At 70.0% G+C, this 16,202-nt stretch carries 17 protein-coding genes; 8 read left to right on the forward strand and 9 right to left on the reverse strand.

Features of this window, described 5'->3' with window-relative positions; all coding sequences use genetic code 11:
• Positions 1-10: 10 nt before the first annotated feature.
• Complete coding sequence (locus O9255_RS10270; protein WP_297866754.1) at positions 11-1,327, reverse strand: metallophosphoesterase; 1,317 nt, start codon at positions 1,325-1,327, stop codon at positions 11-13.
• Between the two features lie 41 nt (positions 1,328-1,368).
• On the reverse strand, positions 1,369-2,538 hold the full coding sequence (locus tag O9255_RS10275; RefSeq protein ID WP_297866755.1) for an NAD-dependent epimerase/dehydratase family protein: 1,170 nt from the start codon (positions 2,536-2,538) through the stop codon (positions 1,369-1,371).
• Positions 2,539-2,631: 93 nt separating this feature from the next.
• Between O9255_RS10275 and O9255_RS10280 the strand changes: the two genes are divergently transcribed.
• From O9255_RS10280 to O9255_RS10290, 3 genes are read left to right on the forward strand one after another with little or no spacing between them, the layout of a single operon-like run.
• Positions 2,632-3,351 (forward strand): arginyltransferase, encoded by a 720-nt coding sequence (locus O9255_RS10280; protein ID WP_297866756.1) that lies wholly within the window; start codon positions 2,632-2,634, stop codon positions 3,349-3,351.
• Positions 3,352-3,398: 47 nt separating this feature from the next.
• On the forward strand, positions 3,399-4,592 hold the full coding sequence (locus tag O9255_RS10285; RefSeq protein WP_297866820.1) for an endonuclease/exonuclease/phosphatase family protein: 1,194 nt from the start codon (positions 3,399-3,401) through the stop codon (positions 4,590-4,592).
• Positions 4,589-5,287 carry a hypothetical protein gene (locus O9255_RS10290; RefSeq protein ID WP_297866757.1) on the forward strand — a complete coding sequence of 233 codons (699 nt, stop codon included), beginning with the start codon at positions 4,589-4,591 and terminating at the stop codon, positions 5,285-5,287. Before O9255_RS10285 ends, O9255_RS10290 begins: the two co-directional genes overlap by 4 nt.
• Before the next feature lies 1 nt (position 5,288).
• On the opposite strand, the gene purT is transcribed toward O9255_RS10290, so the two are convergent.
• Entirely contained in the window at positions 5,289-6,497 is a 1,209-nt protein-coding gene (gene purT / locus O9255_RS10295) for a formate-dependent phosphoribosylglycinamide formyltransferase (protein WP_297866758.1), read from the reverse strand.
• Positions 6,498-6,591: 94 nt separating this feature from the next.
• On the opposite strand from purT, the gene O9255_RS10300 reads away from it, so the two are divergent.
• Genes O9255_RS10300 through O9255_RS10320 form a run of 5 tightly spaced genes read left to right on the forward strand, consistent with a single transcriptional unit; the run spans position 6,592 to position 9,775 of the window.
• Complete coding sequence (locus tag O9255_RS10300; protein WP_297866759.1) at positions 6,592-7,509, forward strand: hypothetical protein; 918 nt, start codon at positions 6,592-6,594, stop codon at positions 7,507-7,509.
• Positions 7,510-7,560: 51 nt separating this feature from the next.
• Positions 7,561-8,442: an SPFH domain-containing protein gene (locus O9255_RS10305; RefSeq protein WP_297866760.1), complete on the forward strand. Its 882-nt coding sequence runs from the start codon at positions 7,561-7,563 to the stop codon at positions 8,440-8,442.
• Positions 8,443-8,450: 8 nt separating this feature from the next.
• Complete coding sequence (locus O9255_RS10310) at positions 8,451-8,771, forward strand: DUF3784 domain-containing protein (protein WP_297866761.1); 321 nt, start codon at positions 8,451-8,453, stop codon at positions 8,769-8,771.
• Entirely contained in the window at positions 8,768-8,953 is a 186-nt protein-coding gene (locus O9255_RS10315) for an Arc family DNA-binding protein (protein WP_297866762.1), read from the forward strand. The genes O9255_RS10310 and O9255_RS10315 overlap by 4 nt, the downstream gene beginning before the upstream one ends.
• 9 nt (positions 8,954-8,962) lie before the next feature.
• A complete protein-coding gene (locus tag O9255_RS10320; protein WP_297866763.1) occupies positions 8,963-9,775 on the forward strand; it encodes a M15 family metallopeptidase in 813 nt (270 codons plus the stop codon).
• Here the strand turns inward: O9255_RS10320 and O9255_RS10325 are convergent.
• The 6 genes from O9255_RS10325 to O9255_RS10350 all read right to left on the reverse strand — a co-directional run bounded on the left by O9255_RS10325 (position 9,756) and on the right by O9255_RS10350 (position 16,094).
• Positions 9,756-10,424, reverse strand: a complete 669-nt coding sequence (locus O9255_RS10325; RefSeq protein ID WP_297866764.1) for a DNA-3-methyladenine glycosylase 2 family protein — start codon at positions 10,422-10,424, stop codon at positions 9,756-9,758. The two genes, O9255_RS10320 and O9255_RS10325, sit on opposite strands and share 20 nt — an antisense overlap.
• 12 nt (positions 10,425-10,436) lie before the next feature.
• Positions 10,437-11,357 (reverse strand): hypothetical protein, encoded by a 921-nt coding sequence (locus O9255_RS10330; protein ID WP_297866765.1) that lies wholly within the window; start codon positions 11,355-11,357, stop codon positions 10,437-10,439.
• Positions 11,357-13,201: a Gldg family protein gene (locus tag O9255_RS10335; RefSeq protein WP_297866766.1), complete on the reverse strand. Its 1,845-nt coding sequence runs from the start codon at positions 13,199-13,201 to the stop codon at positions 11,357-11,359. Before O9255_RS10335 ends, O9255_RS10330 begins: the two co-directional genes overlap by 1 nt.
• A gap of 3 nt (positions 13,202-13,204) precedes the next feature.
• Entirely contained in the window at positions 13,205-13,939 is a 735-nt protein-coding gene (locus O9255_RS10340) for an ABC transporter permease subunit (RefSeq protein WP_297866767.1), read from the reverse strand.
• Entirely contained in the window at positions 13,936-14,868 is a 933-nt protein-coding gene (locus tag O9255_RS10345; protein WP_297866768.1) for an ABC transporter ATP-binding protein, read from the reverse strand. Before O9255_RS10345 ends, O9255_RS10340 begins: the two co-directional genes overlap by 4 nt.
• Before the next feature lie 110 nt (positions 14,869-14,978).
• The gene (locus tag O9255_RS10350; RefSeq protein WP_297866769.1) at positions 14,979-16,094 is read right to left on the reverse strand and encodes a hypothetical protein; all 1,116 of its coding nucleotides are present in this window, start codon (positions 16,092-16,094) and stop codon (positions 14,979-14,981) included.
• Positions 16,095-16,202: the final 108 nt, after the last annotated feature.

Consider the following 16,202-nt stretch of genomic DNA (forward strand, 5'->3'; position numbering starts at 1 on the left):
CTGCAGCCGCTCAGTACGGCTGCGGCAGTGCCGCCAGATCCTGCATGGCCACCATCGTGCGCTTCAGCAGCGCGCGATCAGCGTCCGAAGTGAGGTCCAGCGGACGGGCGTGTACGGACGGGTTGTCCACCAGCCGACGCGGCACGCCGATGTCCTCGACGCGCGGCGTTTCCCCCTCGTAGCGCAGGACACTCGGCGTCGCGCTGTTGTCGTTGACATTGACGGCCATCACGGCCCCGTCATAGCGGGCCTGCGCCCGCGGCACCGGCGTATGGGCGATGACGAGCTGGCGCACCCCGAAGTGGGCGAGCACCCGCTCGACATGCGCGGCATCGGCCTGCGCGTAGCGACCTTCGACCGCCTGGAGCAGACCGCGGTACTGGGTGACGCCATCGGGCAGAAAGACACTGTCCAGGGCCGGTGTCGGCGTGGTGTTCGCGCCGCTCCAGTAAGCGCGGCTGGCCGCGTTCAGCGCATTCACACTGAGTCCGCGATCCAGCACCGCCGGGCTGATTCCCCCGTGCACGAAGAGCACCTCGCCCAGCTGCAGGGCGACCGGGCGGGAGCGCAGCCAATCGCCCAGCACGGTGCCGCGCGCGAACGGTTCGGCGTACCCACCCAACGCTTGCAGCGCGTGGCGATGATCGGGATGGGCGCGCGAGATGTTGGCCGCCAGAACGTACTGCTCGTGGTTGCCCAACACCAGATTCAGGGCACCGCCGGCGTCCGCCGCCTCGCCCGCAAGGCGGTAGAGCGTCCACAGCACCGCATGCACGTCGCGCGCGCGATCCACCACGTCACCGAGAACCACGAGATGGCCGTTACCGAACGCCCAGCGGCCCTCGGCGTTCACGATGCCCATGCGCGGCAGCGCCTCGTCGAGGAAGGCCGCATTGCCTTCCAGGTCGCTGAGCACCGCCACCTTGGCCGGCATCGGCAGGACATCCGGCAGCATCGGCGGCGCGCGAAGCGCAATTCGGTGCGTCGTGCCAGCGCAGGGAACGTCGAGGCTCTCCCCTGCACCGTCGCGTTCCTCCACCCGCCCCTCGCAGAACCAGTGCGCCCGCCAACGCCCCTCCGGCCCACGCCGCACGATCGGGCCATCCAACCACCCGGTGAAGCGGGCATCCGTCTCTGCCGTTCCGCCGTAGGCATGGATGGCAATGCCCTGGCTATCGGCCAGCGGCAGGGGCACGTTGATGCGCGAATGCGCACCGCCCTCGGTAATCTCGACGTTCAGACTGGCGAGCATCCCGCCTGTCAGTACCGCCGGCACGAGCACGGTAATGCCCAGCCCCCAGAGCCAGATTCTGCGCTTTCCTTTCATGCGAACCTCCTTGTGATTGTCCATTCGTCAGCCGCGGCAATTCACGACGCGCGGTTTCTCCACGCCGCCAGCACTTCCGCCTCGCGCTCGGCGCTGATGCCGGCGCGCAGCGGCGCATTCCGCCGCTCCTCGGGTTGGGCCGCGAACCACGCCTGCGTGGCCTCGACGGTGTCGGCCAAGCTGCGGAACGTGAGCCCGGCAGCGACGGCCTTGGCATGGCTGCGCGTGTGGAAACCCGCGCTCTCGCCCTGCCCCGGCACCCACACCGGCATATCGCCCCACGGGCTGACCTCCTGCGCCATCAAGAACTCGGTCGGTACCCAATGGAGCCGCGCACCGGCCGTGGTGCTGGCACGGATGCCGTACAGCAGGCCGGCCATGTCGAGGGCCTCGTCCGGACCGAAGGCGTTGAAGGCGCCCGTCGCCCCGGCTTCGGCGACACGGACCATCCACTCGCCGAGATCGCGCGAATCGATGTAGCGGATGGGATCGCGTCCGTCGCCCGGGCACAGCACCTCGCCGCCCTTGGCGAACCGCATCGGCCAGTAGGTGAACCGGTCGGTCTCGTCACCGGGCCCGACGATCAGGCCCGGGCGAATGATCGTGGCGGCGTCGCCGAAGTGCTTGAGCGTCTCCGCTTCCGTCGCGGCCTTGAGGCCAGCGAACTTGCCCATGTCGGCGCGCAGGCTGGTCATCGTCTCGGCCATCGGATCGCCGTCAAAGGTCGCCAAGGCCGCCGTCTCGTCCTGGCCCGGCGTGGCGTCGTCGGCGTAAGCCGAGAGGCTCGACACCATCATGTAGCCGCCCACATGGCCCTTCAGAACGGCGGCGGCGTCGCGGATCCAGTGCGGCACGCTGCTCGGGTTGTCGATGCAGAGGTCCCAGCGGCGACCCTTGGCGACTTCAGCGGCGAGGCTCTTGTAGTCGTTGACGTCGCGATCGCCGAGCAACTGCTCGACATGGCCGGGCCATTCACGCTGCTTACGGCCGCGGTTGAAGATCGTCACCTCATGGCCGCGCGACAGCGCGTAGGCCACCTGGTGCGGGCCCGTGAGCCCCGTGCCGCCGAGGATCAGGATCGAGAGCTTGCGCGTGGCGTTGCGGGTCTCGCCCGGGGCGGCGCCCGACGATTGGGCGCGGCCCGCACCAGCCAGCGTCACCGCGGCGGCAAGGGCACCGAGTTTCAGGACGTCACGACGTTCGATCGACATGGTTCACTCCGCGTTGGGATCGCCAGGTTGGGGACCCCGCGATCCTCCGCCTTCCCCCAACGGCAAGCCCGTGCCGGAAGTTACACTCGGCCCATGGGCGCGCTGACCGACATCCGGGTGTACCTGACGCAGGCACACGCCTGCGGCTATTGGCCCGACCGGCAGGCCCGCGACCTCGTGCTGGACCCACAGGAACCCGCCCTCGCCGCGGTCTACGAGCCCGCGCTGGCGCTCGGCTTCCGCCGCTCCGGCCGCCACGTCTATCGCCCCCATTGCGGCAGCTGCGGCGCCTGCCTGCCGATCCGCCTGCCGGTGGCCCGCTTCCAGCCCGACCGCACGCAACGGCGCATCGCCAAGCGCAACGCCGACCTTGTCATGACCGTCGGCCCGGCCCGGCGCAGTGACGAGCTGTTCGACCTGTACGCGCGTTACCTCGGCGCCCGCCACCCCGACAGCCCGATGGCGGAGCCGACCCACGAGGAGTTCGACCAGTTCCTTATTGGTGACTGGAGCCCGACGCGCTTCTTCGAATGGCGGCTGGATGGCCGGCTGGTCGCGGTTGCGGTCACCGATGTCACGGCGAACGCGCTTTCCGCGGTGTACACCTTCTTCGATCCCGCGCAGGAGCACCGCAGCCTCGGCACGCAGGCGATCCTCGGGCAGATCGCATGGGCCGCCGCGACGGCGCGCCCGCACCTCTACCTCGGGTTCTGGCTGAAAGGCCACCCGAAGATGGACTACAAACGCCGCTTCCAGCCGCTCGAACGGCTTTGGAACGGCCACTGGATTGCTTTCGATGAGGATCGTGAATGAGGGTTTTCTTCCGTGCCGCGTTGGCGGCGCTGGGTTTGGCGACACTGATGGCCGGTTGCGCGACACCCCCCGCCATGGTTGATCAATCGGCTCCGCTGCGCGTCGCCACGTACAACGTTTCGCTCTACGCCGAAGTGGCGGACGGCGTTCGCGCGCGTCTGGCCGGAGGCCACGATGCCAAGGCACGGCACATCGCGGCGGTGATCCAGCGCCAGCGCCCGGACCTGCTGCTGCTCAACGAGTTCGACTACGACGCGAAGGGCGCCTTGGCCGACGTGTTCCAGCGCGAGTACCTCGAGGTCGGCCAGCACGGCGAATCGCCGATCCGCTACCCGTACCGCTACTTCGCGCCGGTGAACACCGGCGAGCCCAGTGGCATGGACCTCAACGGCGACGGGCGCATCGGCGGCCCGGGGCGCCTGCACGGCGAGGATGCCTTCGGCTACGGCCTGCACCCGGGCCAATACGGGATGCTCGTGCTGTCGCGCCATCCCATCGATGTCGCCTCGGCACGCACTTTCCAGACGCTCTTGTGGTCAGCGATGCCGGGCGCGCGCCGCCCGAAGCATCCAAGCACCGGCCGCTGGTGGCACGACGACACGGTGTGGCCGAAGCTCCGGCTCTCGTCGAAATCGCATTGGGACGTGCCCGTGCAGACACCGAGCGGCGTCGTGCATTTCCTCGTCTCGCATCCGACGCCGCCGGTGTTCGACGGCCCCGAGGACCGCAACGGCCTGCGCAACGCCGACGAACTCACGCTCTGGCGCCACTACCTCGATGATCGCGACGCCGGTTGGCTGTGCGACGACCAGGGCCGCTGCGGCGGCTTGCCGGCCGAAGCGCGTTTCGTCATCGCCGGCGACCTCAACAACGACCCCACCGATGGCGACGGCCACCAGGAAGCCATCATCGAACTGATCGAGCACCCGCGCGTGCTCCGGCACGCTTTTCCAACCAGCGAAGGCGCCGCTCAGAGCGCCCGCGAACGCGGCGGTGCCAATCTTCGCCATCGCGGCAACCCGGCGCAGGACACCAGCCAGTTCGGCGGTGCCAGCGGCAACCTGCACCTCGACTTCGTGCTGCCCTCGGTGGGCTTGCAGATCACCGGCAGCGGCGTGTTCTGGCCGCTGAAGGGACAGCTCGGTGCTGACTGGGTCGGTGCCAGCGACCATCGGATGGTGTGGCTGGACCTCGAAATGGCCGACATCGCGACGGCGGCGAACGCAGGGCCCGCCCGATGAGGGCTCGCCTCGTGGCCGCAGCCATCGCGTCCGTCCTGCTTGCCCTGCCTACGATGGCCCAGGCCGGCGAGCGCGCCCAGCAGCGGCTGGTGGAGCGTCATGCGGAAGCCCTCGCCTTCCCCGCGCTGATCGACCGCTGCCGCACCTTGCCCCAGTTCCGGGAGGCGCCGTTCGACGCCGAGCTCGCGCAATGGCGACAGCGGCGCGCCGGGACGCTCGCCGAAGCCGCCGCGCTGGTGGAACGCGTCGCCGCCGCGCAATCGCAGTCCCGCGAGAGCATCGATGCTGCGATCCGCGAGCAGGCCGAGCGCCAGCACGCCGGTGCCGATGCGGAAACGCTCGCCTACACCTGCGAAAAACTTCGCTTCACCTTGCGTGGCGAGCCCGTGCTGCCGGTGCGCGGCGCGACGCTGGACGAAGACACCCGTCGCGCAGTGATCGACGAGTTGCTGCCGGTGGCCACGAAGCTGATGGCCTGCGAAACGCCCGAGCGCATCGACGTCCGCGCCGCACCGCCGGCCGTGCTGCGCGGTGATGCCAGCTCAGCCGCCGCCATCGCCGACCGCGTGGAGATGTGGAACGTGATCGGCTGCGGCAAGGCGCTGGACGTGGAGCTCAGCCTGCGTTTCCCCGAAGGCGACCCGCCGACCTTTGCGCTGGGCTTCCCGCGCACCGCCCTGCCGGCGGCGCGCTGAGTCAGGCGAGCCGCACCGTCATTGCCGCCGCGGCGCGACGCGCCTTGGCGCGGGCCGCGTCGACGTCGACGTCGCGCGCCAGCGTCACCGCCACGCGGCGGCTGCCCTCGACGCGCGGCTTGCCGAACAGGCGCAATCCCGTGTCCGGCTCGGCCAAAGCCGCTTCGACGTTCTCGAACACCGGCACGCCGTGGCCTTCCGCGACGATCGCGCAGGAGGCTGTGGGGCCCAGCGCGCGCAGGTTCGGGATGGGCAGGCCGAGGATGGCGCGGGCATGCAGGGCGAACTCCGAGAGTTCCTGTCCCATCAGCGTGACGAGACCGGTGTCGTGCGGGCGCGGGCTCACTTCCGAGAACCACACCGCGTCGCCCTTCACAAAAAGCTCGACGCCGAACAGGCCCCAGCCGCCGAGGTCGTCGGTGACGGCCTTCGCGATACGTTCGGCTTCGGCCAGTGCCGCCGCACTCATCGGCTGCGGCATCCAGCTCTCGCGGTAGTCACCGTCGACCTGCAGGTGGCCCACGGGCGGGCAGAACGTGGTTCCGTCGCGATGGCGCACGGTGAGCAGGGTGATCTCGTAGTCGAAGTCGATGAAACCTTCGACGATGCAGCGGCCCTGGCCGGCGCGGCCGCCGGTCTGGGCGTAGGCCCAGGCCTTGCCGATGTCGGCTTCGCTGCGCACGACGCTCTGGCCCTTGCCCGAGCTCGACATCAGCGGCTTCACCACGCAGGGCATCCCGAGCGCGGTGACGGCGTCGCGGTATTCGGCCTCGGTGTCGACGAAGCGGTAAGGCGAGGTCGGCAGGCCGAGCGTCTCCGCGGCCAGCCGGCGAATCCCTTCGCGGTCCATCGTCAGGCGCGCGGCGCGGGCGGTGGGAATGACGCGCTGCCCCGCGGCTTCCAGCTCGAGCAGCGTGGGCGTGTGGATGGCCTCGATCTCCGGGACCACCAGATGCGGCTTCTCGGCCTCGATCAGCGCCTTCAGCGCGGCCGGGTCGAGCATGTTCAACACGTGCGAACGGTGCGCGACCTGCATCGCCGGCGCGTCGGCGTAACGGTCGGCGGCGATCACTTCAACGCCCAGCCGCTGCAGCTCGATGGCCACTTCCTTGCCGAGCTCGCCGCTGCCGAGGAACAGCACGCGGGTGGCGGTGGGCGACAGCGGCGTGCCGAGGGTGACGGACGCAGGCATGGCGGGGGCGCGGGACATCGTGGATTCCTGTGAGGCGAGGCGCGAAGTCTACCGGCACGGCTTGTCGCCCCGGGCACCACTGGGCATGCTGGCGTGATTGGAAAACCACCCGATGTCCCGACGAATCCTGACCCTCTTGCTGCCGATGCTCGGCAGCGTCGCTCCACTGTGGGCCGCGACCGCGGCACCGACCGCCTCCGCCCCGGTGATCAGTGGCGTCATGGCGGATGCGCGCCTGTCCGAAACCAGTGGGTTTGCCGCTTCGCGCGCCCGCCCGGGCAGCTTCTGGGTCAACAACGACAGCGGCCACGCGCCCGAGCTGCACCTGATGTCGGCGGCGGGCATACGGTTGGCCAGCATCACCCTCGAAGGCGTGCGCAACGTCGATTGGGAAGACCTCGCCGCCTTCGATCTCGATGGCAAGCGCTACCTGCTGGTGGCCGACACCGGCGACAACGGCGGGCTGCGCCGCACCCTCGAGCTGGTGGTCATCGAGGAGCCGGCCGTGGTGACGTATGGCATGCGCGTCACGCCGTCATGGACGCTGCGTTTCCGCTGGCCGGACGGCGCTCGCGATTGCGAAGCGGTGGCGGTCGATGCCGCCGCGGGCGAGGTGCTGCTGGTCTCGAAGAAGCGCGTGCCCCCTGAGCTGTTCCGTGTCGCCCTCCGTCCCGTGCGGGAGGGCCTGCAGACCGCCCGACGCGTCGGCCGCCTGAGGGGCATCGCCCAACCCAGCGCCGCCGAACTCACGCAGAACCCCGTCTACGGGCGCTACCGATCGCAGGTGACCGCCGCCGACCTCAGCCCGGACGGCCGCACCCTCGCCGTCCTCAACTACCAGGCGGTCTACCTGTACCGGCGCGGGTCGGGGGCGGGCTGGTCGGGCGCCCTTTCGAATCCACAACGGCTCGACTTCGCGTGGATGCCCCAAGCCGAGGCGATGGGCTATTCGCTGGACGGGCGGCAGCTGTGGGTGGCCGGCGAGCAGCGCCCGAGCCCGCTGATCCACTTCCCGCTGGACGCCCCTTGACGACGATATCAATTTGATATCAGATGATCGGGCCTTTCCCGGAGCCCGACCATGAACGAGCGCGTCCATACCCCCCTCCCCGGCGTCCCGATGCTTCTGGCCTTGCTGGCCCTGAGCCTCGCCAACCTCGTCGCCTTCCCGACCCTGGCCGGGATGGACGCGCCGGGAGGGCTGATCGCCCTCAACGGGCTCGGCACGCTGGTGCTCATCCTGCTGTGGTGCGGCTTCTTCATGGTCCAGCCGAACAACGGCGTCGTGCTGCAGCTCTTCGGTCGCTACGTCGGCACCGCGCGCGATGCCGGCCTGAAGTGGGCCAACCCGTTCTACTCGAAGAAGCCCATCTCACTGCGCGTGCGCAACTTCGAGTCCAGCAAGCTCAAGGTGAACGACCTGGAGGGCTCGCCGATCGAGATCGCCTCGGTGGTGGTCTGGCAGGTGCACGACACCGCCGAGGCCGTGTTCCAGGTCGACGACTACGAGAATTTCGTGCACGTGCAGTCGGAAGCCGCGCTGCGCCAGATGGCCACCAGCTACCCCTACGACGGCCATGACGGCGCGGGGGCCAACGACCAGATCGCCCTGCGCAGCCACGCCACCGAAATCAACCAGCACCTCAAGGAAGAGATCCAGGAACGCCTCGGCGCTGCCGGCGTGACCGTGCTGGAAGCCCGCATCAGCCACCTCGCCTACGCCCCGGAAATCGCCCAGGCCATGCTGCAGCGCCAGCAGGCGGCGGCGATCATCGCCGCGCGCAGCCGCATCGTCGAAGGCGCCGTCAGCATGGTGCACATGGCGCTGGAGCAGCTCGACCACGCCGGCAAGATCCAGCTCGACGAGGAGCGCAAGGCGGCCATGGTCTCGAACCTGCTCGTCGTGCTCTGCGGCGAGCGCGGCACGCAGCCCGTCGTGAACACCGGCACCCTGCACCACTGAGACCTGCCATGAACGAACAGATGCTTGCCGCCCTGGTCGTGCTCGTCGCCGCCGCGCCACTGGTCGCGATCGGCCTCTACTTCCGCAGCGGACGCGCCTCGCACCTGCTGGCCGGCGTTGACCCGAAAAAGGTCCGCGACCCGGCCGGCCTCGGCCGATTCGTCGGCCAGTCGCTGCTCCTGCTGGGTCTGCTGCACCTGCCCTTCGCCGCGGCGGTCGCCTTCCTGCCCGAGGAGCAAATCCTGCTCGCGACGCTGGGGCTGGTCGTCCTCGTCGGCCTTGTGGTCGTGCGCCTGGTGTTCGGGCTGTCGCGGTTCGTTTCGAAGTGAGCGAGAAGAAGGCCTACCCGCTGCGCATCTCCGCCCCGGTGCTGGACGCCGTCCAGCGCTGGGCCGACGATGAGCTGCGCTCGGTGAACGCCCAGATCGAGTACGTGCTGCGCGAGGCGCTGAGGAAATCAGGACGGCTGCCGAAGCCCCCGATGGACGACGGCACCGCGGACGGCGAATAGACTGCGCCCATGCGCGCCCTGCCCCGCTTCCTCGTCAATACCCCCGAGATCGAGCTCTGGCCGGCCTCGCTGTGCCGGGCCAAGGCGAACGCGGCTGCGCGCTGCCTCGCCGCCTCCGGCATCGTGCTTAGGCGCAAGCGCGACGGTCGTTTCCTCGCGGCACTCGGCCCGGAGGGACTCGTCCCACTGGTGCCTGCCCTTTGGCGCGAACCGGGCCTCGAAGCCGCCATCGCCGCGACGGCGGTGCTCGATGCGCGCGATCCGGCGGCATCGATCGGCGCGCGGGGCACGCTGCCCGGCGATGCGGTGCACGAGGACAACGCGGCGATGGGGCTCGCAGTGGACTACGCCGAGAGCAGCGGCCTTCCCTTCCACGAAGAACCGCGGCTGCTCGCCTTCGCCGGACGCGATCGCTGGCAGCGCGCCCTGTGGCTGCTCCCTCCCGCTTCGCGGGCGTGGATCGCGATGCGCGACGCGGCGCGGCTGGACGGCATCGTCCTCGAGGCGATTTCCGGCTTCCGCAGCCACGCCTACCAGCGCGGCATCTTCGAAAGGAAATTCACCCGCGGGCTGACGCTCGACGAGGTGCTGCGGGTCAACGCCGCGCCCGGGCATTCCGAGCACCACAGCGGCCGTGCGCTCGACATCGGCACGACCGGCGAGCCGCCCGCCGAAGAGAGCTTCGAACACACGCCCGCCTTCGCCTGGCTTCAGCAGCATGCCGGACGCTTCGGTTTCGGCTTGAGCTATCCGCGCGGCAACCCGCACGGCATCACTTACGAGCCCTGGCACTGGTGCTGGCTCAACCCTGCGAGCGCTTGACCTTCTTCGCCGGCTCGACCACGCCTTCGCCGTCGGCGATGCGCCACAGGTAGAGGCTGGCCAAGGTCCGGTAAGGCCCCCAGTCCGCGCCACGCGCCAACAAGGCCTTCGGCGTCGGCGCAACCTCGAGGCCATCAAGCACCTGGGCGCCCTTGCGCACGCCGAGGTCATCCACCGGCAGCACGTCGGGACGGCCAAGGCGGAAGATCAGCAGCATCTCGACAGTCCAGCGGCCAATGCCGCGCACCGCGGTGAGCCGCTCGATCAGGGTCGCGTCGTCCACCTTGGGCAGAGCGCGAGCGGCCGGCACCTCGCCGGCCTCGGCGCGACGGCAGAGGTCGCGCAGGGCCAGCACCTTGTTTCCCGACACCCCGCAGGCGCGCAGCGCCGCGTCATCCAGCCGGGCCAAGGCCACCGGCACCAGTTTGCGCGAGCCCGCGGCCGCTTCCACGCGCGAAACGATCGTCGCCGCGGCCTTGCCGGAAAGCTGTTGGTAAAGGATCGAACGCGACAGCGCGTCGACGGTGTCGAACGGCTTGCGCCAGCCCTCCATCTCTAGCGGGCCGATGCGCTTCATCCACTTCCCCAGCGCGCGATCACGCTTGGCGAGATGGGCGGTTGCCTCTTCGAGATCGAAACCACGGGCCATGGCGCGCCTCCGTCAGGGAGCGCCGAGCGTGCCACGGTCCGCCCAGAGCGGGGCGGCAACGTCCTCCGGCAGGCGGAACTCGCGGCCCTGGTACCACGCGGACGCTTCGTCCGGCGCCGCGATCACACGCGCCCAGGTCGCCTCGCCTTCGCGCCAGACGGCCAAGGCGTACGTCAGGCTGCCCTCGCCTTCAAGGCGCAGCAGGCGCGTTGGCTCGGCGCTGCCTGCCGCGCGCAGATCAAGCTGCCGCGGGGCAGCAAGCGCCGAGGCCAGCGCATCCGCGTCCGGGGTCAGGGCGATGATCGCGCCTTCAGGGCGGAAGCCGCCCTCGCCGGGCACGAGCCGCAGCGCGTCCGCGCCCGGATCCTCCACCACCACCGCGGTCACGCGTTCGATCGGAATCCGCCAGAGCTGCGGGTCGAACCATTCCGAGACGCGCGCGGGCAGGCGCAGCGTGGCCGCACTCAGGCAACTGTGCGGTGCACCTTCGACGCGCACGTAGGTGCCACCGCGGGCCTGCGGGTACCCGACGACGACCGCCATCTCGCGACCGTCGACGATGAAGCTCAATCCGCCGGTCGGCCGCGCGAAGGCGCCATCCGGCGATACGCCCGCGGCCGCGGGCCAAGCCACGCCGATGCGCTCGAATCGCGCCGGATCGGCCGTCCTCGCCTCGTCGCAGCGCGCATTGGCCAGACCCAGCAGCAGCGGTTGCAGCCAGCGGCGATCGGCACGCCATGCGGCGTCGCGGATGCGCCATTCCTCGCCTTCGCGTTCGAACACCAGCGAGGCGTCGCCCTGCTGCAGCCGCACTTCGGCGAGGGCCGGCAGCGCCTCCGCCAATCCGGGCACGAGGGGCGCCGGAGGAGGCGCTTCGCGCGAACACGCCGACAGCACCAGCAGCGCCAGCGCGGACAGCGCCGGGCCGCGCATCACGCGGCGGGGCGACGCCGGCGCTGCAACCGCCACAGGCCGCCGATCAGGAACAGGAAGGCCACGAAGGCCGGCACCAGCACGATGTTCACCACGCGCAGGGTCATCGACAGCGCGTCGATGTCGGCATTGAGCTGGCGCTGCACTTCGCGGAGCTGCAGGCGGACGTCGATCTTCTCCTGCTGGAAGCGCTCAAGCTCGGCCTGCTGTTCGGCGCCCAGCGCCGGTGCGCCGTCCTCGCCGCGTTGCAGTTCGCCGAGCTGCTGTTCGAGCTCCGAGAGCCGCTGCTGCAGCGCACGCTCGGTCTGCAGGAACTGCTGCTCGGCGCTGCGGCGCAGGGCCTGCACGCGATGGAAGGGACGGCTGGCGACGGCGCGGGTACGGAGACCGATCAGACCCGCCTGCCCGCTCAGGTTCTCGACCGCGTTGTAGACGAGATCCCCGTTGTTGGCGAAGGGCTCGCTGAAGCCACCCGGCCCAGGCGCCACGTTCACCCAGAACGGGTCAGCCAACAGGTCGGTGTCGGCGACCAGGATGAGCTGCAGGTCGCTGGCGCTGGCCGCGAGGTGCCCATCGCCGCCGCGCTGCGGGAAGGCCGTCGCGGCCGGGCCGCTGACGCGCGCGGCAATCGTGCGAGCCCCACCATTGGCGCGGAACTCGCGCAGCAGGTTCGACGGCGTCGCACTCACCGTGCCGAGCATCGAGGTCGGCAGCTCACCGCTCTGGTCGGAACTCGAGAGCAGCGGCTCGAAGCGGGTCGTCGCCGCGTCGCGCGGCCGCAGCACGCCCGCGGTGGAGAGATTGATCAGCTCCATCTGCGCGGTGACGATGTCGGTGCTCGACAGCGCCTCGGCGTCCAGGCCAAGCAGCGTGATCAGCGGCTCGTTGGCCCCGCCTTCGCTCGTCTGCACCGACAGCGCGGAGCCGGGGTCGGCCACCACCTGCGTCGGATCGAAATCCACGCCCCATGCGGCGAGCAGCGGCCCGAGGTCGGAGGCACGCGCGCCACCGACATTGCCACCGAGCGGATCGTCGGGGGCGGCGTTCTCCGCGTCCGGATCGACGAACGCCAGCACTCGGCCGCCGCGCAGGGCGAACTGGTCGATGGCGTAGAGGCTGTCATCGGACAACCCGGCCGGATGCACCAGCATCAGCAGGTCGACGTCCGCATCGATCGCGGTGAAATCCGGCTGGAGCCGGCGCAGTTCGAAGAGTTCGCGCAGCTGCTGGTCGACCACCCAACCCGGCGACGGCGAGCCCGTGGCCGGATCGAACTCGGGGGCCATCGGCAGGCCACTGAACAGCGCCACCACGGGGCGCTCTTCGACCGTCAGCGCCGACACCAGCTTCGCGAGGTTGTACTCGAGGAAGGCCTCGCGCTCGGCCTGCAGGAACGGGATCGGCAGTTCGCCATCGGTACTGTTGCTGCCGACGATGCCGAAGAAGAAGTTGCCTCCGGTCGGCAGCGGCACCGCGGTGAGCCCCTGCGCGACGGCGAGGTCTTCCTGCTCGGAGTACGGCTCCGGGTCGATGACCTCGACGACGAGGCGGCCCTTCGAGCGCGCGGCCATCTCCTGCAGCAGTTCGCGCACGCGCTGCGCATACGCGCGCACCTGCGGAAAGTCGTCGGCGGAGCGCTCCGAGAAGTACAGGCGGAGCGTCACCGGCTCCTCGATGCCTTCGAGCAGGGCGATGGTGGCCGGCGAGAGCGTGTGCTCCTGGTTCGCCGTGAGGTCGATGCGGGCACCGCGCAGCAGCACGGACGACAGCCCGACCAGGGCGAGGAAGGCCAGGGCCAGCAGCGGAAGCGCCCAGGCGGAGCGGCGGAGGGATGCGATGGCCATGCGTCAGCCCGCCTTCTTGGCGTCGAGGATCAGCACCGTCGCGCACAGCCAGGCGGCGATCGACAGCAGGAAGAACAGCACATCGCGCAAGTCGAGCACGCCGCGCTGGATGGACTGCACGTGGGTGAGGAAGCTCAGCGCGGCCACCGCGTCGATCACGTCGCGCGGCGCCCAGCCCTGCACGGCGTCCTGCACCAGCGGGTGTCCGGCGAGCATCAGCGCGAAGCACACCACCACCGTGACCACGAAGGCCACGACCTGGTTGCGCGTCAGTGCCGAGAGGGCGCTACCGACGGCGAGCATCGCGCCCGAGAGCAGCCAGCTGCCGAGGTAGCTCGCGACAATGACACCGTGGTCCGGATCGCCCAGCCAGCTGACCGTCCACCACATCGGCGCGGTGAGCACCAGGGCGATGCCCAGCAGGGCCCAGCCGGCGAGGAACTTGCCCAGCACCGCCTGCCACGGCGTGATCGGCAAGGTGAGCAGCAGTTCGAGCGTGCCGCTCTTGCGCTCCTCAGCCCAAAGCCGCATGCCCACCGCGGGCACGAGGAACAGGTACAGCCACGGGTGGAAGGCGAAGAACGGCTGCAGGTCGGCCTGCCCGCGCTCAAAGAAGCCGCCCAGGTAGAAGGCCAGCGCCGACGACAGGGCCAGGAACAGCACGATGAACACCGCCGCAAGCGGCGAGGCGAAATAGGCGGCGAACTCGCGCCGCGCGATGACGAGCGTGCCGTTCATACGGCGGCTCCGGCATCGGCCGTCAGGCTGCGGAACACCTCGTCGAGGCGACCCCGCTCGACGCGGAGGTCGGACCACGCCACGCGACGTTCGTCGAGTCGCCGCGTCACAACGTCGGAAGACACGCCGCCGCCACGGACGAACAGCACCACCCGCCCCTCGCGGGCGTCCACGGTCGTCGCCGCGGCCGGCACCAGGCCATCCAGCGCCGCCACCGCGGCCACGCTGTCCGGCGCAGCGAAGGACAGCGCACCGTGCCAACGCGAGAGCGCCAACAGTTCCGCGGGCGTGTGGTCCGCACGCAAACGGCCGGCCGCGATCACCACGGCGCGCGTGGCGATGGCCTCCACCTCTTCCAGCAGGTGCGTGGAAAGCATGATCGTGCGCTCGCGCGCCAGTTCGTTGATGAGGCCGCGGACCTCGTGCTTCTGGTTCGGATCGAGGCCGTCGGTGGGCTCGTCGAGCAACAGCACCGGCGGGTCGTGGAGGATGGCCGCGGCGAATCCCACGCGGCGACGGAAGCCCTTCGACAGCGTGTCGAGCGGCTGCCGGCGCACGGCGCCCAGTTGCAGGCGATCGGTGGCGAAGGCGAGGCGCTGCTGGCGGTGTGCTCCGGCTAGGCCACGCACGTCGGCGATGAAGCCGAGGAAATCGGCCACTTCCATTTCGCCGTAGCCCGGCGCGCCTTCCGGCAGGTAGCCCAAGGCGCGGCGTGCGGCAAGGCCGTCGGCGACGACGTCATGTCCCGCCACGCGCACGCGGCCCGCGTCGGGCGCGAGGAAGCCAGCGATCATCTTCATCGTCGTCGACTTGCCGGCGCCATTCGGCCCCAGCAGGGCCACGACCTCACCCGGCTGCACGGAGAACCGCAGGTCCTCGACGGCCGTCAGCGCCGCGAAGCGCTTGGTCAGTCCTTCCACTTCGATCATGTCGGGTTCCGGCTCGGCACCGCAGTTCGGCGCGCCTTGGAGCGCGGGGGCGACGACAAGTTCCACGCCCCCGCAAACGACGAGGCGGGCCTCGGCCCGCCTCGCTACGCTTACTGGGCCTCGGGGGCCTTCAATGGCAGGAAGGCCTGGAACTCGGCTTCCGGGCTGAGGATCTCCGGGATATCGACGGTGTAGTCGTCGAAGCCTTGGCTGGCATTGTCGAGCGGGTAGCCGCGGACGATCGCCCAGGCGCGCAGGGTGTCACGAACCCGCTGCAGGCCCGGCGCCGGGCCGACCCACTTGGTGTTCGCCGCCTTCAGCGGGGCTTCCTGCGACAGCACGACCTTGTTGCCGTCGCCGGCGATGGTGGCTTCGAGGACCGGCAGCTCGGCGACCGTGGCGGCGCGCGAGGAGCCTTCCGGAGCGTCCTTCGCACGGACCGGCAGCAGCATGATGAAGGAGTAGGCCTCCGACGTGCGGTCGACGGTGACGATGCGCAGCGGACCGTCCTTGGCGAAGCCGCTGGCCTCGATGACGCGGTCCATCCACGCCAGCTGGTTGGTCATGGAGACGGCGACGCCGTCGTCGCGGAGCGGGGCTTCGACGTCGACGCGCAGCGCGTTCATGGCCGGAACGTCGACGAGCTGCAGCGGGTGCTTGTAGATGGTGTAGTCGACGCGCGGCACGCTGGCCAGCGCATTCGAGAGGACCTTCAAGCCGTTCTGGACGCGCTTGCCGGCGCTGCTCGACATGTACATGCCGGCGTAGCGCCCAACGAGGTTGAAGCCGTACTCGACGCGGTACCGCTGGGTGATCTTCACGTTGCGCTGGCTGCGACCCGAGCGCTCGAACGTGAAGCGCATGGTCTTGTTCTCACCCATGGCGTTGTCGGTCACGTTGAAGACGATCTTCTCGCCCGGCACGCTCTCGGTGATTTCCCAGCTGCCCGAACCGACCGTCCGGTCGTTCGACGTGTATTCGAGCTTGGCGCCGACGCCCGAAGCAGGGCCGCTCAGGGTGAACTTCACGTTCGGGTCGCGCAGATGCAGCGTGTTCCAGTCGTTGAAGCGCTGGAAGCCGTTCAGCATGTCGAAGGCGACATTGACGGGGCGGTTGGTTTCCACCGAGTGCGACACGCTGCGCGCCTTCGGCAGGACCAAGCCCACGGCGACGCCGAGGATGGCCACCAGAACGAACGCGACGACGAATTCAAGGAATCGAGCCATGCATCAAATCTCCGGGATCGGCCCCGGTCGGCACACCGCCGCCCCGGGGAGCGCCAGAGGATAGCAGCACCGTCGGGGCCGGAGTAAGCGCGGGGGCGCCCCAGGGCC

Source organism: Silanimonas sp., from assembly GCF_027530345.1.
In the GTDB taxonomy this organism is placed as follows: Bacteria; Pseudomonadota; Gammaproteobacteria; order Xanthomonadales; family Xanthomonadaceae; genus Silanimonas.